This is a genomic window from Flagellimonas okinawensis (assembly GCF_029194005.1).
GTDB classification, from domain to species: Bacteria; Bacteroidota; Bacteroidia; order Flavobacteriales; family Flavobacteriaceae; genus Flagellimonas; species Flagellimonas okinawensis.
Window position 1 is genome coordinate 126,194 of the sequence record NZ_JARFVA010000007.1, and the last position, 23,202, is coordinate 149,395.

Sequence of the window (23,202 nt, forward strand, 5' to 3'; positions counted from 1 at the left end):
TATGGCATTGGAAAAATATATAGACCACACAAACCTGAGACCAACAGCTACCGTTGACGACATTGAAAAATTATGTAAAGAAGCCCTTGAGCATAATTTCTATGCCGTATGCGTTAACGGTTGTCACGTATCTTCGGCCAAGGAAAACCTGAGCGGCAGCCCAGTGAAAGTTGCCGCCGTAATCGGGTTTCCGCTCGGCGCCATGTCAACCAAAGCGAAAATATGCGAAGCGCTTGACTGTTGCAAAAACGGTGCGGATGAAATTGACATGGTCATTAACATCGGGTGGTTAAAGTCCAGGCTGTACGATAGTGTCCGAGAAGAGATAACAGCAATTAAGGGGGCCATTGGGGACAATGTTCTCAAGGTGATCATTGAAACTTGCTACCTTACGGATTCAGAAAAAGAAACAGCATGCATACTGGCTGTGGAGGCTGGTGCGGATTTTGTCAAAACCTCAACAGGATTCGGTACGGGAGGCGCAACCCTGGAAGATGTCAAGCTCATGAAAAACATTGTAGGTGATAAGGCTGAAATCAAAGCATCCGGTGGAGTCAAGGACAAAGCATCGGCGCAGCAATATATCGACCTAGGCGTATCTCGAATTGGAACTTCTTCCGGTCCATCACTCATTAAATAAAAAAATTCCATGAGTACCCATATAGAAGCAAAACCAGGTGAAATTGCCGAAACCGTTCTTATGCCGGGAGACCCTTTAAGGGCCAAATGGATAGCTGAAACGTTTTTGGAAAACCCCGTATGTTACAATAGGGTTCGCGGCATGCTCGGGTATACGGGCACCTATAAGGGAAAAAAGGTATCCGTACAGGGAAGCGGCATGGGCATGCCTTCTGCCATGATTTATTTCCATGAACTCATCAACGAGTACGGAGTGAAAAATATAATTCGGGTCGGGTCAGCTGGATCGTACCAAGAAGACGTTAAATTGAACGATGTGGTTCTCGCCATGGCTGCTTCCACAACATCGGGGATGAACAATTCTAGATTTATCAATTCGGACTATTCCCCTACCGCAGATTTTGATCTTTTCATTAAAGCGGTCAATTATGCACAGAACAACAACATCCCCATTAAGGCCGGAAACGTACTTTCTTCGGATGAATTTTACAATGATGATCCCGAGGAATATAAACTGTGGGCACAGTATGGTGTTCTCTGTGTGGAAATGGAAACAGCCGGTCTATACACCATTGCAGCCAAATACAATATTAGGGCCTTGACCATTCTCACCATATCGGACTCTTTAGTGACGGAAGAAAAACTCTCCGCCCATGCCCGTGAGACCACTTTTAAGGATATGGTAAAAATTGCGCTTGCGGCCGCCTCCATGCCATAAACTACCGATCATCATGGGGCACGTAGTCCTTTGACACGGGAAGTTCAAAAAGTTCCAACGAAAAATAAGGTAGGGCCGCCAGTAAATGGTCGAATATATCCGCCATGACATATTCGTAGTTCTCCCATCTTTTATCGGAACTAAATGCATAAATCTCCAAGGGTATACCTTGCGTTGTCGGTTGCAATTGCCTGACCATCAAAGTCATGTTCTTATTGATGGCGGAATGGCTTTCCAAGTAATTGGTGACGTATTTTCTGAAAACCCCAAAATTGGTAAGATTGCGGCCGTTGACCAAAAGGTCCTTATTGATCTGGTTGGATTGGTTATAGCTATTTATCTGCTCGTTCCTAGTGACAATGTATCCTTCTACCAATTGGATCTTTTTTAATTGTTCGACTTCCTCGGTAGTCAAAAAACGAATACTTTTTTGACGGATGATCAACGATCGCTTTATTCGACGGCCACCGGAAACCTGCATGCCCCGCCAGTTTTTGAAAGAATCCGAAATCAGGGCATAGGTGGGTATCGTTGTTATGGTCATATCAAAATTCTGCACCTTTACAGTGGCCAGACTGATTTCCACCACATCACCATCCGCTCCATATTTTTCAAAAGTGATCCAATCCCCGATACGAACCATGTCGTTTATAGTAACTTGGATGCTGGCCACAAGACCTAGTATCGAGTCCTTAAAAATAAGGAGGACAACGGCGGAGGCCGCTCCCAATGCGGTAAAAAACTTCCAAATGGTCGTCTCCGTAACAATCGCAAAAATGGTCAGGATACCCACGACCCAAGCAAAGATCATGAACACCTGAACATAACTATCTATAGGCTTATCCTTGAATTTGGGAAGTGTTTTGAGGTATCCGTTCACGCTCTTAAAAAACTTCCGGAAAATCACCAAGGTCAAGAATACAAAAAGAATCTTGATGGTCTTCAGAGCTATTCCTTCGGCATAATCAAAATCTGCAAAGGCAACGGGAACAAACTCCACTAATATGGTCAACGGGACTACATGTGCCACATAACGGGGAACACGGTGGGTGACCAAAAAGTTATCAAAATTGTTCTTTGACTTTCTCGCCAATCTAACGGAAAGGCCGCGCAAAATTTTCCATATCAAGATATCCAACAACCAAACCAGCACCAGCACAACGACTACAAGAACAAACAAATTGATATAGGATGCCAAACCCTCGTTCATGCCCGTTTTCAGCAAATAATTGTACAGTAAACGTCCTAAATCCTTGTCCATAGATTAATCTGTAGATTGTGCCACAAAATTACGGGATCTATTCCGAGTTTAGGACCAAATTTTAAAGGATTGTTCGCTTAATGGACACCTCCAATAAACTGGTCACCCGCTCTGATGGCTCTATTTGGTAGGTAGCCCTTAACCGGTCTATTTCTTTACGTATACCGCTAAGGAATTTGGTCTCTGTAATATTACCTTCCTTGTGGTTGGCCAGGGCTAGGTACCACTTAAAATAGGAAAAGGAGACATAATTTTTAACGAACTGGGATTCCCTATCAAGGAGGTTGTATCGTCTAATGGTCTTTTTTATCTGCTTGAACTCCTCCAAGTGCACCAGTGTCTCCATATATGTTCTGAAAAATTTGTTCCAATTGTGTTCCAAGATATCCTTCTCATAGATGGACAAGCGGTTTTCGGCATATCGCTTTGAGTTCAGGTATTGGCCATTATCGTTATAGCTTTTCATCAGGGATGAGATAAAAAGTGTTCGGTTGTACTTGTTCGACATTTGCCTTGCAAAAGGACGTGCTTCTATCAACAGTTCCAAGGCCTCCTTTGGTCTGCCAAGTTTAGAAAGGTTAAAGGAGTAATTGTTCAGGTACATGATATAATCATTGCCCTGTTCACTAATGGACAGTTTGCCGTAATACAATGCCAGATCATAATGGCCCAATTTCATTAGGATAAGCTGTTTGTTCCCATAGTAATTGAGCAACAATTTTTTGGAATAATAAGACCCGTCCTCAAGTCTTGGCTCCAATTCCCCATAGTAGCCCAATACTTCGTCAAGGGTATCCTCTTTGAGCAGGGCAACATAGCTCATTAAAATCAGGGTCTGATACCTATTGTATCCATCAAGGCCAGGCTCTGACCATAAACGTGTAAGCCAGGAAATCCATTTAAGGGAATTCGGTGAAATCTTGAGGTTGTGGTAATCGGTAACAATGTCAACGGTGGCCTGGGTCATTCGGTTACTTACCTCCTTGCACCTCACATAATCATCGTGATAGTCATGGACAAAAGTGTGTATGAGTTCGTAATCGTTGAGTCTTACCCGGACCAAGAGGAACATGAGGTAGTTCTTGACCACTTCGTAAAACCGGATAAAATGAAAGTGATGGGGTTCGTATTGCTTTATGAGCTGCAACAGCTCCTTTTCTTCGTCGGAAGATATGGTATCCGTTTTTATACGGATGTCAAAATAATTGAGACGTTCATAATACTGATCCGTGCAGAATCCATCCAATTTGGATTCCATCCAATTCATCAAATGGGAGTATTTTCTCTTATCGATGTTCTCATCAAATTCCTTGGGAGGTTTGCCACTGCAGACATTATAATGGATAAGGTCGAAAATTTCATCCCTTTCACTATCCTGAAACTGTTTGACCCCATTGAGCAAAATGACTTCATGGGGTAACAAAGAGTCCGTATATACCTGAAATTTTTTAAGTTTCATTTGTATGCTTTTGTTTGTTCATTACAACCTGGATACGGACCCTTGCCCTAGATGTCAATTACATGACCAATCCCCCATCTACACTCAGGACCGTTCCATTGATAAAATCCGCCTCGCCGGAGGAGAGAAACAAGTAGGCATTGGCAATATCCTCCGGGGTTCCCATACGCCCCAAAGGTGTTTTCTCCTCTAAGTTCTGAATCACCTTTTCCGGTATGGTACCTACCATTTCCGTGGCAATAAAACCTGGGGCAACGGCATTGACACAAATCCCCTTTCTCCCCAGTTCACGGGCCCAAACTTTAGTCATTCCTATAACACCTGATTTGGTTGCCACATAATTGGTCTGGCCAAAATTCCCATAAAGCCCGACAATGGAGGCTGCACTCACAATTTTACCGCTTCCCTGGGCGACCATATGTTCGGATATTGCCTGGGTACAGTTGAAAACACCGGTCAAATTCACATCTATGACCGATTTCCATTGTTCAGCGGTCATTTTTTTGAGGGTTGCATCCCTGGTAATCCCCGCATTATTGATCAGTATATCAATATGCCCATGGGTAGCCATAACATCGGTTACGGCCCTGTCCACAGATTCCCTGTTTACCGTATTCACCTCTTGAAAGAACAGTGGTTTTCCATTGTAAAGATCCAGTAAAGTCTTTCCGGCATCAGAATCAATGTCCCAACACACCACGGTTGCCCCCTCGTTCAAAAATTTTTCTACGGTGGACTTTCCGATTCCTTTGGCCCCACCAGTAACGATGGCGACCTTATTCTTTAATCGCTCCATTTAAATTTAATTTTTGATAAAACTAACGCTAAAAGGTGACGGACAATATAGTATATTTATGTTTTATAGTATTGACTTATTTTTTATAATATTTCTTTTTATCTGATTCTTAATTTCTTACACTATTTTTATATATACTGACTTTTTTGTATTCAACTAGTTTAAAACGCCCATTTTACCTTCATTTTTGCCAAAAAAAATGAAAATATACCATTTTAGCTGTTTTTTAGTCAAAAAGTCAATATCTATAATCTTAAAAGTAGTAGACTCTTTCTCAATAAAAAAAATAATCTTTAAATGCGAATTTCACATAATTGAATTACATATTTTAATGATTATTCATATTAACAACAACCATATTTACCATATTTAAATTATGTCCGACTCTTACCAGATAACCACCCTTGTTGTTCTTATTGGATTCATGTCCATTTTATTCTATTTGGTTTACAAGTCAAGGTCCTCCACCGATAGCTTAGAAGTATATGCTGTAGGAAACAAATCTTTCTCTTCCATTTCGGTCGCCTTATCCTTGGCGGCATCCATAACAAGTGCCGCGACTTTTATTATAAATCCTGGTTTTATAGCACTGTACGGTTTAAGTGCTTTTATCGCTTTCGGCGTAGTAATGCCCTTCGCAATCTATGCCGCCCTTATCATCTTTATCAAACGCTTTCGAAAGTACGGGATGAACGTTAAATCCATATCCATTGCCGATTGGGTGGGCAAGCGGTATGATTCTCGATTTCTAAAGATTTTATTCGGACTGTTGAGCATGCTGCTCATAACCTTTATAGTATTGATCTGTGTTGGAATGACCAAAGTGGTATCCAAAGCATTGAACGCCAACGAACTCACTATACTAATCATCATCGTGGTTATTGTTTTTACCTACATGATGATCGGTGGGGCGAATACCATGGTCTATACCAACTCGGTACAGGCCACATTAATGATCATTGTGGCAGTTTTGCTCCTAGGATCTGGTGCTTACCTGTTGTTTGAATCTGGTGACAGAGGGCTTATGAATAAGTTAAACGAGATAGACCCTTCCCTAACCCAAACCTTTAACGAAAAAAGTCCTCTGTTCAGGGACTTCTTCGAGGTAGTCGTTTGCAACACCATTGTCGGTATTGCCATAGTATGTCAACCACATATACTCACCAAGTCCCTATTGATCAAGAAGGATTCACAGGTCAATGCATTCTTATTGTATACCGTACTTATATTGATACTCTTCTTTTCCGTTGTCTTTGTCGGTATTTATGCCCGTCTGAGCTTTCCTGACCTAATGTTCAATGGAAGCAAGCTAAATATGGACGGTATTGTTTCTGCATACGTCCTTTACCGGTTCCCGGTTTATGTGGGCATTATTGTGATCCTTGGTCTATTGGCAGCAGGCCTCTCCACATTGGAAGGTTTGATACAATCCATCCCCACCACTATTACCAATGACTTTGTTATACCCTTGACCAAAATGGCCAATTTGAAGGTGACCCCAATGAAGATCAACAAAGTATTGACCGTAATCGTGGGGGGTATAGCCATTCTGTTGTCTTATGACCAATTGATCAATCCAAGTTTAAGTGTTGGAATTTTTGCCCAAAATGGGGTATATGCATTTTTCTCCGCTGCTTTTGTGCCAGTCTTCTTTGGCATTTTCACCAAAACCCGGAACAAATGGATTCCCATTGTCGCTTCACTGGTGGCCATCACCACGCACTTCGGTGTCTACTATTTGGAACTCACACCATACATGGAGGGCATGACAGTGAAAAACCCTGCCATTGCATCGGCAATCGCCTTGATTCTGTCCACAGCGGTCGGTCTAATTATATACGCCATAAAACCCATGAACTCTAAACAAAACGAACATGCCATTGCTTAACAAACTTATTCGGATGTCTTGGAGATGGGGCATTTATGGAATCCTGACCATGGCTTTTATTCAAAACAGTATGGGACAAGAAATTGAATCAAAGAAAATACACCTTTCCGATCAACAATTGGAAATCCATTACCTAAAGGCTGGAAATGGAAAAACCAAATGGGTCTTGATCCATGGCCTGGGCAGTTACTCTAAAGCTTACAATAAAATTTTGTCCAATCTACCGGATCACGTTGAAGCTTACGCGTTGGATCTTCCCGGATTCGGTGAGACCAAAACTTCACACGACACCATAAGCATGGAAAGTTTTGCAGTAATCGTTAATGATTTTGTCATGGAACTTGGATTGACCGATGTTGTATTGATGGGGCATTCCATGGGAGGACAGATTGCCATGACATTGGCAGTCACAAACCCGACATGGTTAAAAAACCTGGTACTCCTTGCGCCAGCTGGTATAGAGACCTTCACAGAAAAAGATCGCGCATGGTTTGATGCAGTGGTCACTGAGTCCCTGTACCTCAACCTGACCGATGAGCAGATTAGACAGAATTTCAACATCAATTTTAATGGCATGCAACTTCCGGAGGATGCAGAGTTCATGTACCGGGACAGAATAAAGATCAAAGAAGACCAAGAATATTATGAAGAATACTGCAAAACGACCGTGGGCAGCATAAAAGCCATGCTGGAAGGGCCTGTTTACCTGCAAATTGAAAAGATAAAGGCTCCCATTCTGGTTCTATTCGGACAGAATGATGCCCTGATCCCCAATAAAATCTTGCACCCGGACCTTACCGTTGACCATTTAATGGAAGGACTGACAAATGATTATCCAAGTATTCAACACAAGGTATTGGAAAGGGCCGGTCATTTTATCATATGGGATAGGACCAACAAGGTTCTCGAGGAAATAGAAACATTCACACAAGCACATAAATAGATTAATTAACTAAACCTAAACAAACAATGAAACTATTACAGACACTATTAGTACTGTTTCTTGGCATCACTGGACTTTTTGCCCAAGAAGTTGCTGTAACCGGTACCGTTACCGATGCGGACGGAGTCCCTTTGGAAGGTGCAAGCGTATATGTCGCGGAAATTAGTGTAGGCACCACCACCAATGCCAGCGGTAACTACGAACTACTTTTAAAACCGGGCAAGCACATTGTACAATTCTCCTACATTGGATTCGCACCGGTATCTAGAGCAATCACTTTGGGAGAGTCGGGAACAACGATCAATGTCACCCTACAAGCGAGTATGAGCTTGGATGAAGTGGTCATTGTATCGGGCTCCAAAAAGGCCGAAAAAATAACGAGTTCTCCGGCCACGATCGTGACCATATCCCCAAGACAGATCAACGAATATGCCGGAAACCCAGCAGAATTGTTGGCACGAAAAAAGGGTATCGACTATTTCAGGGCAGGTATTGCCACCCCGGCTTTTAACATCCGTGGATTCAATTCCAACTTCAACTCCAAAAATCTTCAAGTAGCAGATGGAAGAATCTCAAGCCTTATAGCCACCGGACTGCCTATGGGACCATTGACCACAACGGTAAAAGAGGATATTGAACAAATCGAAGTTGTACTCGGGCCCAATGCCACCCTGTACGGACCCAATGCACATAATGGATTGCTGAACACCATTACCAAAGACCCCAGGAGACACGAAGGAATTACCGTGGCAACCAATTTAGGTGTAAACAGTGATGGAAACGGATACTACTCGGGCCGCCTGAGAGTAGCTAAAAAACTAAGCGACAAATGGGCCTTTAAAGCTACCGGAGAGTATACAAAGGCCACTGAATTTATTTATGCCGATTCCGTTTATATCGATAGGAACTTGGATGGTGTTACGGAAGGGTATCCCGAGTATGACCTGGACAACGATGTAAGGTTCTTCAAAACGGAGGCAAGTGCATACTACTCCCCTACTGAAGGAACAGACCTTATCGCCACATATGGACACAGTAACAGTACCTATCTTTCACCGACCAATGTGGGAAGAAACCAAATTATCGATTGGAGAATCAGTTTTTGGCAGTTGCGTTTTAAAACGCGCAATTTCTTTGCACAAGCTTATTACACCACTAGTAAAACGGACGACACCTATTCCATCGACGAAAGGACCAAACAATACTATCGCGGGATAGATGCAGGATTAACAGAGGAGGAAGCATCCGGTGAATTTTCATATGCCAGTGCTGCCCGGTTTATCGATGACTCCAAACGGTGGAATGCCGAAATGCAATATTCCAATACGCTTTTTGATGACAAATTGGAATTCGTGACCGGACTGCAATGGCAATTGGATATGGCCAACAGCAAGGGATCTTATTTACTGGATGAAGGGGGTGACATCGAGGTGGCCCAACTGGGAGGTTATCTGCATTTGGATTATGATTTTGGAAGCGGGTTCCGCGGAATTGCAGCCACCCGTATAGACAACCATGAGATCTACGGAACCAATGTGATTCCCAAGTTTGGAGTTTTGAAGGAGTTCGAAAAGGGAACACTTCGATTTACCTACGGTCAAGGTATTGCAGCACCGACCATCATCAATATGTACGGAAACCTTTTCTCCGGTTTGATATTGGGTAATTCCGATGGCTTCACCTTAACTGATGGAACCGTGGTACCTGCCCAAGGTGTGGAAAAAGTGGACACCTACGAAATTGGATATCGCGGATCTTTGAGTCCTAAATTGTACGGTGATTTCAATGCCTATTACAATATCAATAAAGATTTCTTAAGTCCTGTTACCGTCATCGGAGTGGCCACACAAAGAGGTGATACCCCGATTGAAGAAGTACAATCGGGATATGCTTTCTATAGTGGATTGGTCGCGACCTATATCAATTTTGGACGCGTAAACACCTATGGGGCCGATCTATCGCTGACCTATAGCATTTCACCTAAATGGAGTGCCACGGCCAACTATTCCTATTTCGATTATTCCTTTGACGAGGACGATACGGACAATGATTTCAACAATGATGGAGAGGTCAACTTTTTGGATTTCTTGATCAATTCCCCAACCAATAAAATTGGGGCCGGAGTCAATTATAGTGGAGATAAATTCTTTGGGGGCGTATTTAGCAGATGGGTAGAGGAATACAACTATTTCTCCAGTTACCAGATTGCTTCCGAAACCTTGCCAGGGTACACCTATAGGGGCACGCCGATCGTTGAAGATTCAAAAAGCACGGATTCTTACAACTACGGTCCCTTGGGAGGTTTTGTAACTTTCGACCTCAACTTTGGATACCACTTCAATAAAAACTTTACACTCTCGTTTGCCGCTACCAATCTGTTCAATACGGAGATGAGGGAGTTCACTGCGGCTCCTCCAACAGGTGGACTATATGTACTTGAAGCAAAATTGAACTTGGATTAATAAAACATTCAAATAGCATAGATGAAAAATGCAAAAATTATATCCTCGGGAATGTATGTTCCCGAGGACATTTACACCAATGCCTATTTTAACGAAATTCTGGGTGAAGATGTAGACACCTGGCTACGTGAAAATGTAGAAATATTTGAGCGCAGATGGTGCAAAGAAGGGGAGTCCACGGCCGACCTTTGTGAAAAAGCTGCCAATTCCGCACTAAAAAATGCCGGAATGAAAGCTTCCGAGCTGGACCTGCTCATAATAGCCACTGATACACCCGAATATATCTCCCCTTCCACAGCAGCGGTGGTTCAGCATAGAATCGGAGCTGTGAACGCAGGAACTTTCGACCTAAATTCGGCCTGTGCCGGGTTTGTAACGGCGACCGAAACTGCGGCCCATTACATTAAAAGTGGGGGGCTCCATAAAATTATGGTGATCGGCGCTTATGGCATGAGCAAATATTTGGACAAAACGGATAAAAAAACCGTCACCCTTTTTGCTGATGGGGCCGGAGCGGTCATCATGACCTCGACCGAAGAAAAAAACAAGGGACACCAAACGGGAAAATTAATTTCAAAAGGGGAATATGCCGATTGGATGGGCATTTACGCAGGTGGTACCAAATATCCTTCCAACCACGAGGTGATAGACCACAAAGACCACCAATTAAAGTTCGTAAAAAAATTCCCGCCCGAACTCAACCCGCAAATGTGGAGCATGCTGGCCGATCAACTAGCGGAGAATATGGGAATATCCGTCTCACAGGTAGATCAGTTCCTTATCACACAAATCAACATTAATGCAATAAGAGAAACCTTAAAAATATTGGAAGTGCCTGAAAATAAAGCATATACCGTCATGCACCATTATGGTTATACGGGTTCCGCCTGCATTCCAATGGCACTCCACAAGGCATGGGAAAACCAAAAGATCAAAGAGGGCGACACCTTGTTTTTTATTGGTTCCGGTGGGGGATTGGCCTTTGCTGCAAATGCTTTTATACTGTAACTTTAGAGTATTATGGTGAACACCTTTGATTGGTTCAATAAATGGTCGGGCTATACCCCGGAAAAGATAGCACTGAAGGATGCCGAAACAGGCAAAACCCTTAGCTATGCCCAAATCAATAATGCAGCGAACAGTATTGCCTTTTATCTAAAAGATAAGCATCAACTTGGCAAAGGTGATAGAATTGCGATCATTGCCGAGAACGACCTCACCCAGGTACTATTATTTGGGGCAGCTCAAAAAATGGGTGTTATTTTGGTACCCATCAATTATAGATTAGCGCATGCAGAGGTAGAATTTTTATTGAAAGACTCGGCATCCTCGTTGGTGTTGTATGATGAAAATTGTTATGATGTACACGCCTTAAAACACAAGGCTACCTACGAGCCAATTGCTCCGTTCATTCATTTTGTGGATGATGAAGGTCCCGACTTTTCAGAGCAATTGCTTGAAGAGGATCCTATTTTTATTTTATATACAAGTGGCACCACAGGTTTCCCAAAAGGAACAATGTACACCCATAAAATGCTGTTTTGGAACAGTATCAATACCGCACTCAGTTTGGTGATAAGCAGTGCCACGAAAACCTTGAACTGCATGCCCCTGTTCCATACAGGGGGGTGGAATGTACTCTTGACGCCGGTACTTCATCATGGTGGCACCATCATCATGTTCAAGAAGTTTGATGCAGAAAAGATATTGGACTCCATTGTGACCGAAAAACTGGACCTTTTCATGGGGGTACCCACCATGCTTAAAATGATAGCCGAACTTCCAAAATTTGAAACTACCGATATAGGCTTCCTCAACTATATCATAGTTGGGGGCGAGAGCATGCCAGTGCCCTTGATACGTAAATATCACGATAAAAATGTACCGATACGGCAGGGATACGGGTTAACGGAAGTTGGCCCCAACCTTACCTCACTACATCAAAATATGGCGGAAAAAAAACAAGGTTCGATAGGAAAACCGAATTTTTATGTCCAACTACGTATTGTAGATGATGAAGGCAAAGACCTTCATAGAAATGAACCGGGGGAACTTTGGATTTCAGGGCCCATGATCACACCTGGATATTGGCAAAATCATGAAGCTTCACAAAACAGTATCGAGGATGGATGGTTCAAGACCGGTGATGTCGCCATCATGGACGATGAAGGCTTTGTCTTTATCGTTGATAGAAAAAAACACATGTACATCAGTGGTGGCGAAAATGTATACCCCGTAGAGGTCGAGCGTGTGCTTTTACAGCATGAAGCCATCAGCGAAGCCGTGGTATTTGGAATTCCTCACGAAAAATGGGGAGAATGTGGAGCCGCACTTATTGTAAAGGGAACAGAAATTTCAGAAGAAGAGATCAAAACCTACTGTCTGGAAAATTTGGCCAAATTTAAAGTGCCCTCAGAAATACATTTTATTGATTCCGTCCCCAAAGGGGATACCGGTAAAATTGATCGCAAGAACATGAAGAAAGCCTTTATGATAGAAAGGAATCTGATTTAAAATTTTTTGCTCAAGTTTTGATCTCGTTCGATAATTAGGTCGAGAAAAAAGGGCGGTAACCGAGATTTACCGTCCTTTTATTTTTCCAAATCCAACGACTCTATAATTTTTTCAAAGATTTGGGTATTCCCATAAACCCCATTAAAACGATCAGCTTGTGGACCATAGGCAAACAGTGGTACCATAATTCCTGTATGATCTACCGTTAAAAAATCACCTTGAACCAAGCCCTCATCCAAACTACCACCTACAATACCAAAACCAGAAGTTTCATGATCTGCAGTGATAACCACCAAGGTGTTTTTAGTGGTATCGGCAAACTTCAATGCCTTGGCAATGGCTTGGTCAAAGTACAACATCTCATGCACAATATCCGTGGTACTGTTGGCATGCCCGCCATTGTCTATTTGTGCAGCTTCGACCATTAGGAAAAATGGATCTTTGGACCGCTCCAATACATCCAAGCTCTTTTGTACGGCCATTGGGAAAACGCTTCCCCTGTCATTCTCCATACTTGGCGCCTTATTATCGCCCAAATACACGGCCGTAGGTCCTTTATAATCATTGAATGTATCCAATGTCCTTTCGTCGAAGGCCTTTCCAATGGTCGCATTTTCCATTTTCCCACCAGCAATAAAAAAGTCCAACTGACTTCCCTTCAAATCCTCAACCAAACCAGTAGTATTATCCCGCTCTATTCGATGTGCATAAAATGAAGAAGGTGTGGCCCCGAAAATGGCATCGGTAGTTACAATGGCCGTGTTAAAGCATTTACTTCCCAGTACATCCACTAAACTGTTCAATGCTTTACCTTCGGGGTCCACCCCAATGGCCCTATTGATTGTTCTTGTACCTGTTGCCATAGCAGTGGCCCCAGCTGCTGAATCGGTGATCAGATCATCGGACGAGGCTGTTTTTACCAAGCCAATATTTTTTAATCCTGTAACGGTAAGGTTTCCCCGATTGGCGATCATCGCAGAAGAGATCTGAGCCAAGCCATTACCATCGCCGATCATTAAAATGATGTTCCTTGGAGCTTCATATTCATCATACTCAAACTTGGGCGTATAAATTTCATTTGGTTGATCCAACTGAAAGGTATTCGCATTCAATTTGTCTAAATATTGCCTAGCCAAAGCGGGATGGTCGGTATTTATAAAATCAACACCCATTTTAGCTAATCGTGCCCAAGCAGTCTTAGTATCCGGAGTAGCCCAAAAACGGAATGGTTTTTCTGAGGATTTTGCTTTTTCAATTGCATTTTCAACAGCCTCCAAGTCAGGCGCAGTCATTCTACCATAGCCGTTCCAAACGGAATAACTTTTAAAACTTACGCTAACCAAAGCAACTTTTTCAAGATCGATTTCATCCAACTCATCCAAATTCTGGTGATCGAACCAGATAAAATCAGGATAATTTTTATAATCTATGGGTTTGGGACGATTTCCTGAAATCACAAATTTTACTTTACCCCCTTTGACCAACTGAGGATATCCCTCCAAAACCCCAACAATTTTTTCCATGGTCATATAAGCTTCGGACTTCAAATCAATGAGTAATTGAAGGTCTCGCAGGACTCCCTCTTCCTCCAAACGGCTCATCCTATCCAGATACAACCTTTTAAATGTATGCTTTGGATTGATTTCATCTTCCGCATGGGCCACAAAAAGCATATCATCCTTTAAAAATAAATCCGCCTCAATGGAAGATGCCCCAGTGCCATAGGCATACCAAAAGGGTAATTCTTGGGCATAATCGTTATGGGAATGAACATGGTACGTGCCTTGACCATAAAGCAGGGTATTGGATTTAAGCAGCGCACATAAAAAGAAAAGGAAAGGTATAGTTATTCTCATTTTACTTGGTTTAAAGTCTTAAAAAAAAGGTGATCTGAGAAAAGGCAAATACGAACAAATTTTCTAAAGACGTTTTCATTCGGACATTATGATTTTGTAAAATTTATTACCATGCCCATGATTATCAGGTTATCGCTTGATTAAAAATATCCTCCGGAAATAGACCACATAAAACATGGCCCATTTATCTCAAAAAAATTATATTTGCACACTTAAAATTCAATAGGCCCACGTGGTGGAATTGGTAGACACGCTACCTTGAGGGGGTAGTGTTCGTAAGGACGTGCTGGTTCGACTCCAGTCGTGGGCACAAGAAAAAACCGCAAATACTTGCGGTTTTTTTATTTAAACACTCCCTGACAAATCCTCAAACCTTTTCCCAAAACCCTGATATTTTTAAAAAGGATTCTAAATTTTATGATAAAAAACTAGGATGACATCTTTTAAATTGTAAATTTGTTTAACGTTTAAACCAAAAAGATGAACAACGTAAAAACTTCTTTTAGCATTCGTGATATGGAGAACCTTTCTGGTATTAAGGCCCATACCATTCGAATTTGGGAAAAGAGATACAATTTGTTCAGCCCTGAAAGAACGGATACCAATATCCGCACTTACAATCTGGAGAGTTTGCAAAAACTCTTGAACGTGACCCTGTTGTACAATAATGGGTACAAAATTTCCAAGATTGCGAAAATGGGCGATGAGAAAATACCGGCTTTGGTCAACGAGATAATTTCGGAAAAAAGCGAGAAAAGCCATGCGCTCAATTCCTTTAAACTATCCATGTTGAACTTTGACCAATCCCTGTTCCTTAAGACCTACAATGGACTTATGGAAGAAAAATCGTTCACCCAGATTTTTAACGAAGTTTTCATTCCTCTCCTGAACGAGCTCGGGTTGCTTTGGCAGACCAATACCATCAGTCCTGCACATGAGCATTTCATATCCAACTTGATCAAACAAAAAATTTACATCCATACGGAAAAACTTCAAGTTGAATCACCGACAAAACAGGATGAAGTCTTTGTACTTTTTCTGCCAGAGAACGAAATCCATGAATTGGGACTGCTCTACATCAATTACCAGTTGGCCCTGCAAGGCTACAAGACCATTTATCTCGGTCAGACCATGCCCATTGAAAGTCTGGAGGACCTTTTAAAATATTATAATAAAATCAGGTTCGTTTCCTATTTTACCGTTTCACCAACAAAGGATGAAATTGATGACTATTTTGAGCGGTTCAATGAATTACTTAAAAAATCACCAGGATCCCAACTTTATGCCTTGGGTTACCAGATACAGGAGTTAACCAACGATGTGGTCGACGGCCCCATAAAACCGTTCAAATCCATAAACGAACTTATAGAATCTCTTTAAACTTATATGAAAAAGGCAATTGTCATAGGATCCGGCTTTTCTTCGCTCTCAGCTTCTTGTTATTTGGCCCAAGCTGGGTTTGAAGTTGACCTGTTCGAAAAGAACGACACTGTAGGTGGCAGGGCCAGGCAATTGATAAAGGACGGCTTTACTTTTGACATAGGTCCAAGCTGGTATTGGATGCCCGATATTTTTGAAAAGTTCTTTGGAGATTTTGGAAAAAGAACATCGGATTACTACCAATTGGACAAATTAAATCCTGCTTATAAAATTTTCTTCACGGACGATACGATCACCATAGGCGATTGCATGGATACCATCTGTGAAGAATTTGAAAGGATAGAGGAAGGAAGCAGTAAGCACTTGCGCCAATTCATAGAACAGGCCCAAGAAAATTACGACATCGCCATTAACAAGGTCGTGCTAAGGCCAGGTATTTCTCCCCTGGAACTGGTCACCAAGGAAACGGTCCTTAAAGTCGATCAGTTTTTCAAGACCATCAGTCAGCAGGTCCGTAAACGTTTCAAAAACCCAAAATTGATCTCTACCCTGGAATTTCCCGTATTGTTTTTGGGAGCCAAACCAAGTAAGACCCCTTCTTTTTACAACTTCATGAACTTTGCCGACTTTGGACTGGGGACATGGCATCCCAAGGGAGGTATGTACGAAATCATCAAGGCCATGAAAAGTTTGGCCGAATCATTAGGGGTCACTATACATACCGATAGCCCTGTAAGTCACATTTTGGTTTCGGACGGTGAAGTACTGGGAATTCGAAGCAAAGGAAAAAACCACTTGGCCGATTACGTGGTCAGCGGTGCCGATTACCATCATTCGGAGACCCTATTGGACAAAAAGTACCGTCAGTATTCAGAGGAATATTGGAACAACAAGGTCTATGCACCTTCTTCCCTCCTATTTTATATCGGTTTCGATAAAAAGCTGGAGAACATAGAACACCATAACCTTTTTTTCGATACTGATTTTGAAAAACATGCCCAAGAAATATACGATGTCCCGCAATGGCCTACCGACCCATTGTTCTACGCCAATTTCCCATCCGTAACGGATAGCTCAATGGCTCCAGAAGGCAGGGAAACGGGATTTTTTTTGGTACCCATAGCACCAGGACTGGAAGATACGCCCGAACTCCGGGAGCAATATTATGACCTGATTATGGATCGATTTGAAAAATTGACCCAACAATCTGTAAAAAATTCTGTAATTTTTAAGGAAAGTTTCTGCGTAAACGATTTTGTGGAGCAGTACAATTCCTTTAAAGGAAACGCTTACGGTATGGCCAATACATTGCGCCAGACCGCTTTTTTAAGACCTAACCTCAAAAGTAGCAAGGTAAAAAACTTGTTCTTTACCGGTCAGTTGACCGTTCCCGGCCCAGGGGTTCCACCATCCCTGATATCCGGTAAACTGGTGGCTGATTTAATCATTAAAGAAGTAAAAAGATGAAATCTATTTTTGACGATGTCTCCTACGACTGCAGCAAAGTTGTAACAAAATCCTACAGCACCTCTTTCTCTTTGGCGACAAAGATGTTGGCCCCATCCATAAGGGCGGACATTTACAATATTTACGGCTTTGTGCGATTTGCGGACGAAATTGTGGACACTTTTCACGAATACGATAAGGCAAAGTTGTTCGATGCCTTTGAAAAGGACATGGAACAGGCCATAGAAGACAAAATCAGTCTTAACCCCATCCTGAACGCCTTTCAGTATACCTATCATAAATATGATATCCCACATCATTTGGTAGCGTCCTTTATGAAGAGTATGCGAATGGACCTGACCAAGAAAAACTATGAAACGTTTGACGAGTACCGGGAGTACATTTACGGCTCTGCGGATGTAGTTGGATTGATGTGCCTTTGTGTGTTCGTAAAAGGCGACAAGGAAAAATATGAGGAACTCAAGGAATCAGCCATGGCCTTGGGCTCCGCTTTTCAGAAAGTGAACTTTTTAAGGGACCTTAAAGCAGATTACGAGGACCTGAACAGGACATATTTTCCGAACACCAACCTTTTGGAGCTGGACGAGGAGTCCAAAAAAAGAATTGTCAACGAGATAAAAGCTGATTTTGCCCTTGGATATTCAGGAATTGTACAACTACCGGAACAGGCCAAGTTTGGGGTATATACGGCGTACCGATATTACAAAAAACTGCTACAAAAATTACAGAGCACACCACCATTGGAAATAAAAAATACACGGATCCGGGTGCCGAACTATCAAAAATTTGGACTTTTGGCACAATCTTACGTCAACTATAAATTACAACTGGTACAATGAAGATAGCACTTTGGATATTGATATTTCTGGGAACTTTTTGCTTTATGGAGTTCATGGCATGGTTCACCCATAAATATGTGATGCACGGATTTTTATGGAGTCTTCATAGGGATCATCACAAAAAAGACCATGATTCTTGGTTCGAAAGAAATGATGCGTTTTTTATTTTTTATGCCATTGTGAGCATGACGCTTTTTTACTTGGGCAACTACACCTGGTTCTGGTACGGGTGGCCCTTGGGCTTTGGCATATTGGCCTATGGAATAGCCTATTTTATGGTCCATGACATTTTTATCCATCAACGTTTTAAAATATTCCGAAATGCCAACAACTGGTATGCACGTGGTGTACGTAGGGCTCATAAAATACATCACAAACATTTAGGAAAGGAAGACGGGGAATGCTTTGGAATGCTGGTAGTGCCCTTTAAGTATTTTAAAAGGAAATAATTATTCGGATAACAGACCATCCAATAGGTCTCGGGTACTGTCCGAGTTCCAATTGGCCGCTCCGGTCTTGTCGACCACAATATTTCCCTTTCTGTCTATAATATAAGTCACTGGAATGCTCCCACTTTCCAATTCACTGGGCATGGCAGAAGCTTGAAAATACACTGGCAATTCGTATCCTTTCTTTTTTAGGAAAGCGACTACCTTATCTTTTTCATCATTGGCCACAAAGGCAAAACTGACTTTATCCTTATAATCCGAGTACAGATCTACAAAACCTGGAAGTTCCGCTACGCACGGCGGACACCATGTAGCCCAAACATTGACCAAGATCACCTCTCCCTTCTTGGATTGAAGATTGGTTGGTCTACCCTCCAAATCTACCAAGCTCCAATTGTAGGTACCTAAAGTGGATTGTTCATCGGCATCTATGGTACTTGGACTAATGACCGTGGCCACTACTTTATTAACCCACACCCTTACATGGAATCCGATGGGCGTGAAAAGAATGAGCAATATGGCCAAAATCCATATGCCATTGCTGATTTGTTCTTTCGTTATTTTCATTCTGCGATCAATTCATCCAACAGTGTGTAGACCTTTCGGTTGCTCCAATCGGATATACCCTCTTCGTGAATTACAATGTTCCCCGATTTATCGATCAAATAGGAAGAAGGCACTGTGCTGGTATCAACCGCCATCTTGTCCCCAATGATCAAATAGGTAACCGGAAAAGTAAATCCATGTTCTTCCATAAAGGCCTCGACGGGCGCCTGTTCCTCATTGGTAATGATATAAAAGTCCATTTTACCTTTATATTGGTCGTACAATTCCTGAATACTTGCAAGTTCCGCCTCGCAGGGCAATCTCCATGAAGCCCAAAGGTTAATGAAGATAACCTTGCCCTTGGACTTGTTAAAATTGAAAAAATTCCATTCCTCATCCTTGAGCCGCCAATCGTAATCGGATATTTTTTGCTGTTCCGAGGCTTCAATGATATCAGGTGAAAAGGCAAATAACCTGTTCAACCAAATTTTACCGTAGTAGCCTATTGGAGTTACGAAAAATGATAGGACAAAAAGAATCAATACGATATTGAGTACGGTCTTTTTACTGATCTTCATGGATGGGTGTTTATCAAAAATTAAAAACTCCTGACATTTAAAATATATCAGGAGTTTTCACAACTTATTTTAGATACGAATTATGCATTCTGTTTCTTGATCAAGTTCAAGGCTGAACCTTCATTGAACCATTTGATCTGTGCATCGTTATAGGAGTGGTTGGCAATAATGGTATCCTTGCTACCATCGGCATGAACCACTTCAATGGTCAACGGTTTGTCAGGGGCAAACTCGGCTGCATCAACAATGTTGAAGGTATCGTCCTCCTGAATCAAATCGTAATCGTTCTCATTGGCAAAAGTCAATGCCAACATACCTTGTTTCTTCAAGTTGGTCTCATGGATCCTTGCGAAGGATTTAACCAATACCACGGCAACGCCCAAGTGTCTTGGCTGCATGGCCGCATGTTCCCTTGAAGAACCTTCACCGTAGTTATGGTCTCCCACAACAATGGTCTTGATCCCTTTCTTTTTATATTCCCTCTGGGTATCAGGAACACCTCCATACTCTCCGGTCAACTGGCTTTTTACCAAATTTGTTTTTTGGTTAAAAGCGTTTACCGCACCGATCAAAGTGTTATTGGCAATGTTGTCCAAGTGCCCTCTGAAACGCAACCAAGGTCCCGCCATGGAAATGTGGTCCGTGGTACATTTTCCGAAAGCTTTTATCAAAAGCTTCATACCTTGAAGTTCCTCTGCTTTGATTGGAACAAATGGCTCCAATAATTGCAAACGTTCGGAGTCTTCGGCTACTATTACCTGAACACCGCTTCCATCTTCTCTTGGCTCTTCGTAACCGTTTTCCTTTACCTCAAATCCTTTTGGAGGCAATTCCCATCCTGTTGGCTCATCCAACATCACTTCTTCGCCATCCTCATTGATCAATTTATCGGTCAAAGGATTAAAATCCAAACGACCTGCAATAGCAATTGCCGCTGTCATTTCTGGAGAGGCAACAAAAGCATGTGTATTTGGGTTGCCATCGGCTCGCTTTGCAAAGTTTCTGTTGAACGAGTGTACAATACTGTTTTTTGGAGCATTCTTTGGGTCCTCGTAACGTCCCCACTGACCTATACATGGTCCACAGGCATTGGTGAATATTTTGGCATCCAGCTTTTCGAATATCTCAAGGATTCCATCACGCTCTGTGGTATATCTCACTTGTTCGGAACCTGGGTTGATACCAAACTCGGCCTTTGTTTTCAATTTTTTGTCCAGCGCTTGCTGTGCTATGGATGATGCTCTTGACAAATCTTCGTAAGAAGAGTTGGTACAAGACCCAATCAATCCCCACTCAACGGCCAACGGCCATCCGTTTTCCGTAGCCTTATCTGTCATTGTTCCCACCTCTGTGGCCAAATCCGGAGTAAACGGACCGTTCAACAATGGCATAAGCTCGGAAAGATTGATCTCGATCACCTGATCAAAATACTGCTCTGGGTTGGCGTAAACTTCAGGGTCAGCAGTTAAATGTTCTTTCACTTTATTGGCCTCGTCGGCAACATCTTCTCTATCCGTGGCCCTTAAATAGCGTTCCATGGATTCATCGTATCCGAAAGTCGATGTTGTAGCTCCAATTTCGGCTCCCATGTTACAAATGGTACCTTTACCTGTACAGGACATAGAAGTGGCTCCAGGTCCAAAATATTCTACGATTGCGCCTGTCCCCCCTTTTACGGTAAGAATCTCGGCAACTTTCAAGATTACATCCTTTGGTGCTGTCCAACCTGAAAGCTTTCCGGTCAATTTTACACCAATCAATTTAGGGAATTTAAGTTCCCAGGCCATTCCGGCCATTACATCCACAGCATCGGCACCACCTACACCAATGGCCACCATTCCCAATCCACCGGCATTCACGGTATGTGAATCGGTTCCGATCATCATACCTCCGGGAAAGGCATAGTTTTCCAACACCACTTGGTGAATAATTCCCGCTCCGGGTTTCCAGAACCCGATTCCGTATTTGTTCGATACAGACCCTAAAAAGTCAAATACCTCCTTACTGGTCTCATTGGCATGCTTCAAATCAGTAGCAGCTCCTTCCTTGGCTTGGATCAAGTGGTCACAGTGTACCGTTGTTGGAACAGCGACCTTATCCTTACCCGCTTGCATGAACTGCAATAGGGCCATTTGTGCCGTTGCATCCTGACAAGCTATCCTATCTGGAGCAAAGTCTACATAATCCTTGCCTCTTACAAATGCTTTTTCGGGTTTACCGTCCCAAAGGTGAGAGTATAATATTTTTTCGGAAAGTGTCAGGGGCTTGCCCACCAACTCACGGGCTTTTTCTACGCGTTCCCCCATGGTAGCGTAGACACCCTTAATCATGTCTATATCAAATGCCATTATACAATTGAGTTTTTTAAGATTTTCGTAATTCGGTAAATTTACTAAATCGTGAAGTATTTTGGAATTAGAATCGTACTAAATAAGTGTTGACTTTCCTATTTTTTACAACAATTCCGTGATAATTTTTTCTTCGGTAATGCCTTCAGCTTCCGCTTTGTAGTTTTTGAGTATCCTATGGCGAAGGATTCCAAGGGCAACTGCCTTTACGTCCTCAATGTCCGGAGAGAACTTTCCATGAACGGCAGCATGGGCCTTTGCTCCAAGAACAAGGTTCTGGGATGCTCTGGGCCCGGCACCCCAATCAATATAATTTTTTACATATTCCGAAGCCCCTTCTTGGCCGGGCCTGGTTTTGTTCACCAGCCTTACCGCATAATCGATCACATTGTCAGGAACGGGAATTCGTCGGACCAAATGCTGTACCTCAATGATTTCCTCGGCATTGAAAAGTGTACTTATCTGCACATCGTCATCCGTTGTAGTGGCTTTGACCACTTGGATCTCTTCTTCCACCGATGGATACTTCAATTCTATGGCGAACATAAAACGGTCCAACTGTGCCTCGGGCAATGGGTAGGTTCCTTCTTGTTCTATGGGGTTTTGGGTAGCCAGCACAAAATAAGGACGATTGAGCTTGTATTGCTTTCCTGCAATGGTCACCGCACGTTCCTGCATGGCTTCCAGTAAAGCTGCCTGTGTCTTAGGTGGCGTCCTGTTTATTTCATCGGCCAGAATGATGTTTCCAAAAACTGGCCCCTTGATAAATTTGAAGTTACGGTTTTGATCCAAAACCTCGCTACCCAGAATATCACTGGGCATTAGGTCCGGTGTAAATTGAATCCTTTTAAAATCCAAACCAAGGGTCTGGGCAATGGTATTTACCATAAGGGTCTTGGCCAAGCCAGGGACACCTATCAGCAAGGAATGCCCTCCGGTGTAGATAGATAGCAAAATTTGCTCGATAACCGTTTCTTGGCCCACTATGACCTTGGCAATCTCTTTTTTTAGCTCCTTATGCTTCTTTACAAGGTTTTCTACCGCAACTACATCCGACAT

At 42.5% G+C, this 23,202-nt stretch carries 19 protein-coding genes and 1 tRNA gene; 12 read left to right on the forward strand and 8 right to left on the reverse strand.

Annotation, left to right across the window (positions count from 1 at the left end; genetic code table 11):
• Position 1: 1 nt before the first annotated feature.
• Positions 2–640 (forward strand): deoxyribose-phosphate aldolase, encoded by a 639-nt coding sequence (deoC, locus tag PY091_RS16600; RefSeq protein ID WP_275650635.1) that lies wholly within the window; start codon positions 2–4, stop codon positions 638–640.
• Between the two features lie 9 nt (positions 641–649).
• Complete coding sequence (gene deoD, locus PY091_RS16605) at positions 650–1,357, forward strand: purine-nucleoside phosphorylase (protein WP_275650636.1); 708 nt, start codon at positions 650–652, stop codon at positions 1,355–1,357.
• Between the two features lies 1 nt (position 1,358).
• Here the strand turns inward: deoD and PY091_RS16610 are convergent, their stop codons facing one another.
• The 3 genes from PY091_RS16610 to PY091_RS16620 form a co-directional block, all read right to left on the reverse strand.
• Entirely contained in the window at positions 1,359–2,618 is a 1,260-nt protein-coding gene (locus PY091_RS16610; RefSeq protein ID WP_275650637.1) for a mechanosensitive ion channel family protein, read from the reverse strand.
• Between the two features lie 61 nt (positions 2,619–2,679).
• Positions 2,680–4,077 carry a hypothetical protein gene (locus PY091_RS16615; protein ID WP_275650638.1) on the reverse strand — a complete coding sequence of 466 codons (1,398 nt, stop codon included), beginning with the start codon at positions 4,075–4,077 and terminating at the stop codon, positions 2,680–2,682.
• Between the two features lie 58 nt (positions 4,078–4,135).
• On the reverse strand, positions 4,136–4,873 hold the full coding sequence (locus PY091_RS16620; RefSeq protein WP_275650639.1) for a beta-ketoacyl-ACP reductase: 738 nt from the start codon (positions 4,871–4,873) through the stop codon (positions 4,136–4,138).
• Positions 4,874–5,249: 376 nt separating this feature from the next.
• Here PY091_RS16620 and PY091_RS16625 point away from each other — a divergent pair, with 376 nt between their 5' ends.
• The 5 genes from PY091_RS16625 to menE are packed head-to-tail and all read left to right on the forward strand — an operon-like array spanning position 5,250 to position 12,680.
• The gene (locus tag PY091_RS16625; protein WP_275650640.1) at positions 5,250–6,761 is read left to right on the forward strand and encodes a sodium:solute symporter family transporter; all 1,512 of its coding nucleotides are present in this window, start codon (positions 5,250–5,252) and stop codon (positions 6,759–6,761) included.
• Complete coding sequence (locus tag PY091_RS16630; protein WP_275650641.1) at positions 6,748–7,704, forward strand: alpha/beta fold hydrolase; 957 nt, start codon at positions 6,748–6,750, stop codon at positions 7,702–7,704. The genes PY091_RS16625 and PY091_RS16630 overlap by 14 nt, the downstream gene beginning before the upstream one ends.
• A gap of 26 nt (positions 7,705–7,730) precedes the next feature.
• Positions 7,731–10,166, forward strand: a complete 2,436-nt coding sequence (locus PY091_RS16635; protein ID WP_275650642.1) for a TonB-dependent receptor — start codon at positions 7,731–7,733, stop codon at positions 10,164–10,166.
• 21 nt (positions 10,167–10,187) lie between these two features.
• Positions 10,188–11,174, forward strand: a complete 987-nt coding sequence (locus PY091_RS16640) for a 3-oxoacyl-ACP synthase III family protein (RefSeq protein WP_275650643.1) — start codon at positions 10,188–10,190, stop codon at positions 11,172–11,174.
• Positions 11,175–11,186: 12 nt separating this feature from the next.
• Positions 11,187–12,680: an o-succinylbenzoate--CoA ligase gene (menE, locus tag PY091_RS16645; protein ID WP_275650644.1), complete on the forward strand. Its 1,494-nt coding sequence runs from the start codon at positions 11,187–11,189 to the stop codon at positions 12,678–12,680.
• Positions 12,681–12,757: 77 nt separating this feature from the next.
• Here the strand turns inward: menE and PY091_RS16650 are convergent, their stop codons facing one another.
• Positions 12,758–14,536 (reverse strand): alkaline phosphatase, encoded by a 1,779-nt coding sequence (locus PY091_RS16650; RefSeq protein ID WP_275650645.1) that lies wholly within the window; start codon positions 14,534–14,536, stop codon positions 12,758–12,760.
• A 226-nt stretch (positions 14,537–14,762) separates the two neighbouring features.
• Between PY091_RS16650 and PY091_RS16655 the strand changes: the two genes are divergently transcribed.
• The 5 genes from PY091_RS16655 (at position 14,763) to PY091_RS16675 (ending at position 18,671) form a co-directional block, all read left to right on the forward strand.
• Positions 14,763–14,846 (forward strand) — tRNA-Leu (locus tag PY091_RS16655).
• A 170-nt stretch (positions 14,847–15,016) separates the two neighbouring features.
• Positions 15,017–15,916, forward strand: a complete 900-nt coding sequence (locus PY091_RS16660; protein WP_275650646.1) for a MerR family transcriptional regulator — start codon at positions 15,017–15,019, stop codon at positions 15,914–15,916.
• Between the two features lie 6 nt (positions 15,917–15,922).
• Positions 15,923–17,383: a phytoene desaturase family protein gene (locus tag PY091_RS16665; RefSeq protein ID WP_275650647.1), complete on the forward strand. Its 1,461-nt coding sequence runs from the start codon at positions 15,923–15,925 to the stop codon at positions 17,381–17,383.
• Positions 17,380–18,222, forward strand: a complete 843-nt coding sequence (locus tag PY091_RS16670; protein WP_275650648.1) for a phytoene/squalene synthase family protein — start codon at positions 17,380–17,382, stop codon at positions 18,220–18,222. The genes PY091_RS16665 and PY091_RS16670 overlap by 4 nt, the downstream gene beginning before the upstream one ends.
• Positions 18,219–18,671 carry a sterol desaturase family protein gene (locus PY091_RS16675; RefSeq protein ID WP_275650649.1) on the forward strand — a complete coding sequence of 151 codons (453 nt, stop codon included), beginning with the start codon at positions 18,219–18,221 and terminating at the stop codon, positions 18,669–18,671. The genes PY091_RS16670 and PY091_RS16675 overlap by 4 nt, the downstream gene beginning before the upstream one ends.
• Here PY091_RS16675 and PY091_RS16680 read toward each other — a convergent pair whose 3' ends face one another.
• The 4 genes from PY091_RS16680 to PY091_RS16695 all read right to left on the reverse strand — a co-directional run bounded on the left by PY091_RS16680 (position 18,672) and on the right by PY091_RS16695 (position 23,202).
• Positions 18,672–19,238, reverse strand: a complete 567-nt coding sequence (locus tag PY091_RS16680; protein WP_275650650.1) for a TlpA family protein disulfide reductase — start codon at positions 19,236–19,238, stop codon at positions 18,672–18,674.
• Positions 19,235–19,795: a TlpA family protein disulfide reductase gene (locus PY091_RS16685; RefSeq protein ID WP_275650651.1), complete on the reverse strand. Its 561-nt coding sequence runs from the start codon at positions 19,793–19,795 to the stop codon at positions 19,235–19,237. The genes PY091_RS16680 and PY091_RS16685 overlap by 4 nt, the downstream gene beginning before the upstream one ends.
• 80 nt (positions 19,796–19,875) lie before the next feature.
• Positions 19,876–22,143: an aconitate hydratase gene (locus tag PY091_RS16690; RefSeq protein WP_275650652.1), complete on the reverse strand. Its 2,268-nt coding sequence runs from the start codon at positions 22,141–22,143 to the stop codon at positions 19,876–19,878.
• A 105-nt stretch (positions 22,144–22,248) separates the two neighbouring features.
• Entirely contained in the window at positions 22,249–23,202 is a 954-nt protein-coding gene (locus PY091_RS16695; RefSeq protein WP_275650653.1) for an AAA family ATPase, read from the reverse strand.

What these genes read in the sequence shown, in the direction of transcription:
- deoC (WP_275650635.1), top strand. Translation starts at nt 2, where the DNA reads ATGGCATTGGAAAAATATATAGACCACACAAACCTGAGACCAACAGCT.
- deoD (WP_275650636.1), top strand. Translation starts at nt 650, where the DNA reads ATGAGTACCCATATAGAAGCAAAACCAGGTGAAATTGCCGAAACCGTT.
- PY091_RS16610 (WP_275650637.1), bottom strand. Translation starts at nt 2,618, where the DNA reads ATGGACAAGGATTTAGGACGTTTACTGTACAATTATTTGCTGAAAACG.
- PY091_RS16615 (WP_275650638.1), bottom strand. Translation starts at nt 4,077, where the DNA reads ATGAAACTTAAAAAATTTCAGGTATATACGGACTCTTTGTTACCCCAT.
- PY091_RS16620 (WP_275650639.1), bottom strand. Translation starts at nt 4,873, where the DNA reads ATGGAGCGATTAAAGAATAAGGTCGCCATCGTTACTGGTGGGGCCAAA.
- PY091_RS16625 (WP_275650640.1), top strand. Translation starts at nt 5,250, where the DNA reads ATGTCCGACTCTTACCAGATAACCACCCTTGTTGTTCTTATTGGATTC.
- PY091_RS16630 (WP_275650641.1), top strand. Translation starts at nt 6,748, where the DNA reads ATGCCATTGCTTAACAAACTTATTCGGATGTCTTGGAGATGGGGCATT.
- PY091_RS16635 (WP_275650642.1), top strand. Translation starts at nt 7,731, where the DNA reads ATGAAACTATTACAGACACTATTAGTACTGTTTCTTGGCATCACTGGA.
- PY091_RS16640 (WP_275650643.1), top strand. Translation starts at nt 10,188, where the DNA reads ATGAAAAATGCAAAAATTATATCCTCGGGAATGTATGTTCCCGAGGAC.
- menE (WP_275650644.1), top strand. Translation starts at nt 11,187, where the DNA reads ATGGTGAACACCTTTGATTGGTTCAATAAATGGTCGGGCTATACCCCG.
- PY091_RS16650 (WP_275650645.1), bottom strand. Translation starts at nt 14,536, where the DNA reads ATGAGAATAACTATACCTTTCCTTTTCTTTTTATGTGCGCTGCTTAAA.
- PY091_RS16660 (WP_275650646.1), top strand. Translation starts at nt 15,017, where the DNA reads ATGAACAACGTAAAAACTTCTTTTAGCATTCGTGATATGGAGAACCTT.
- PY091_RS16665 (WP_275650647.1), top strand. Translation starts at nt 15,923, where the DNA reads ATGAAAAAGGCAATTGTCATAGGATCCGGCTTTTCTTCGCTCTCAGCT.
- PY091_RS16670 (WP_275650648.1), top strand. Translation starts at nt 17,380, where the DNA reads ATGAAATCTATTTTTGACGATGTCTCCTACGACTGCAGCAAAGTTGTA.
- PY091_RS16675 (WP_275650649.1), top strand. Translation starts at nt 18,219, where the DNA reads ATGAAGATAGCACTTTGGATATTGATATTTCTGGGAACTTTTTGCTTT.
- PY091_RS16680 (WP_275650650.1), bottom strand. Translation starts at nt 19,238, where the DNA reads ATGAAAATAACGAAAGAACAAATCAGCAATGGCATATGGATTTTGGCC.
- PY091_RS16685 (WP_275650651.1), bottom strand. Translation starts at nt 19,795, where the DNA reads ATGAAGATCAGTAAAAAGACCGTACTCAATATCGTATTGATTCTTTTT.
- PY091_RS16690 (WP_275650652.1), bottom strand. Translation starts at nt 22,143, where the DNA reads ATGGCATTTGATATAGACATGATTAAGGGTGTCTACGCTACCATGGGG.
- PY091_RS16695 (WP_275650653.1), bottom strand. Translation starts at nt 23,202, where the DNA reads ATGTCGGATGTAGTTGCGGTAGAAAACCTTGTAAAGAAGCATAAGGAG.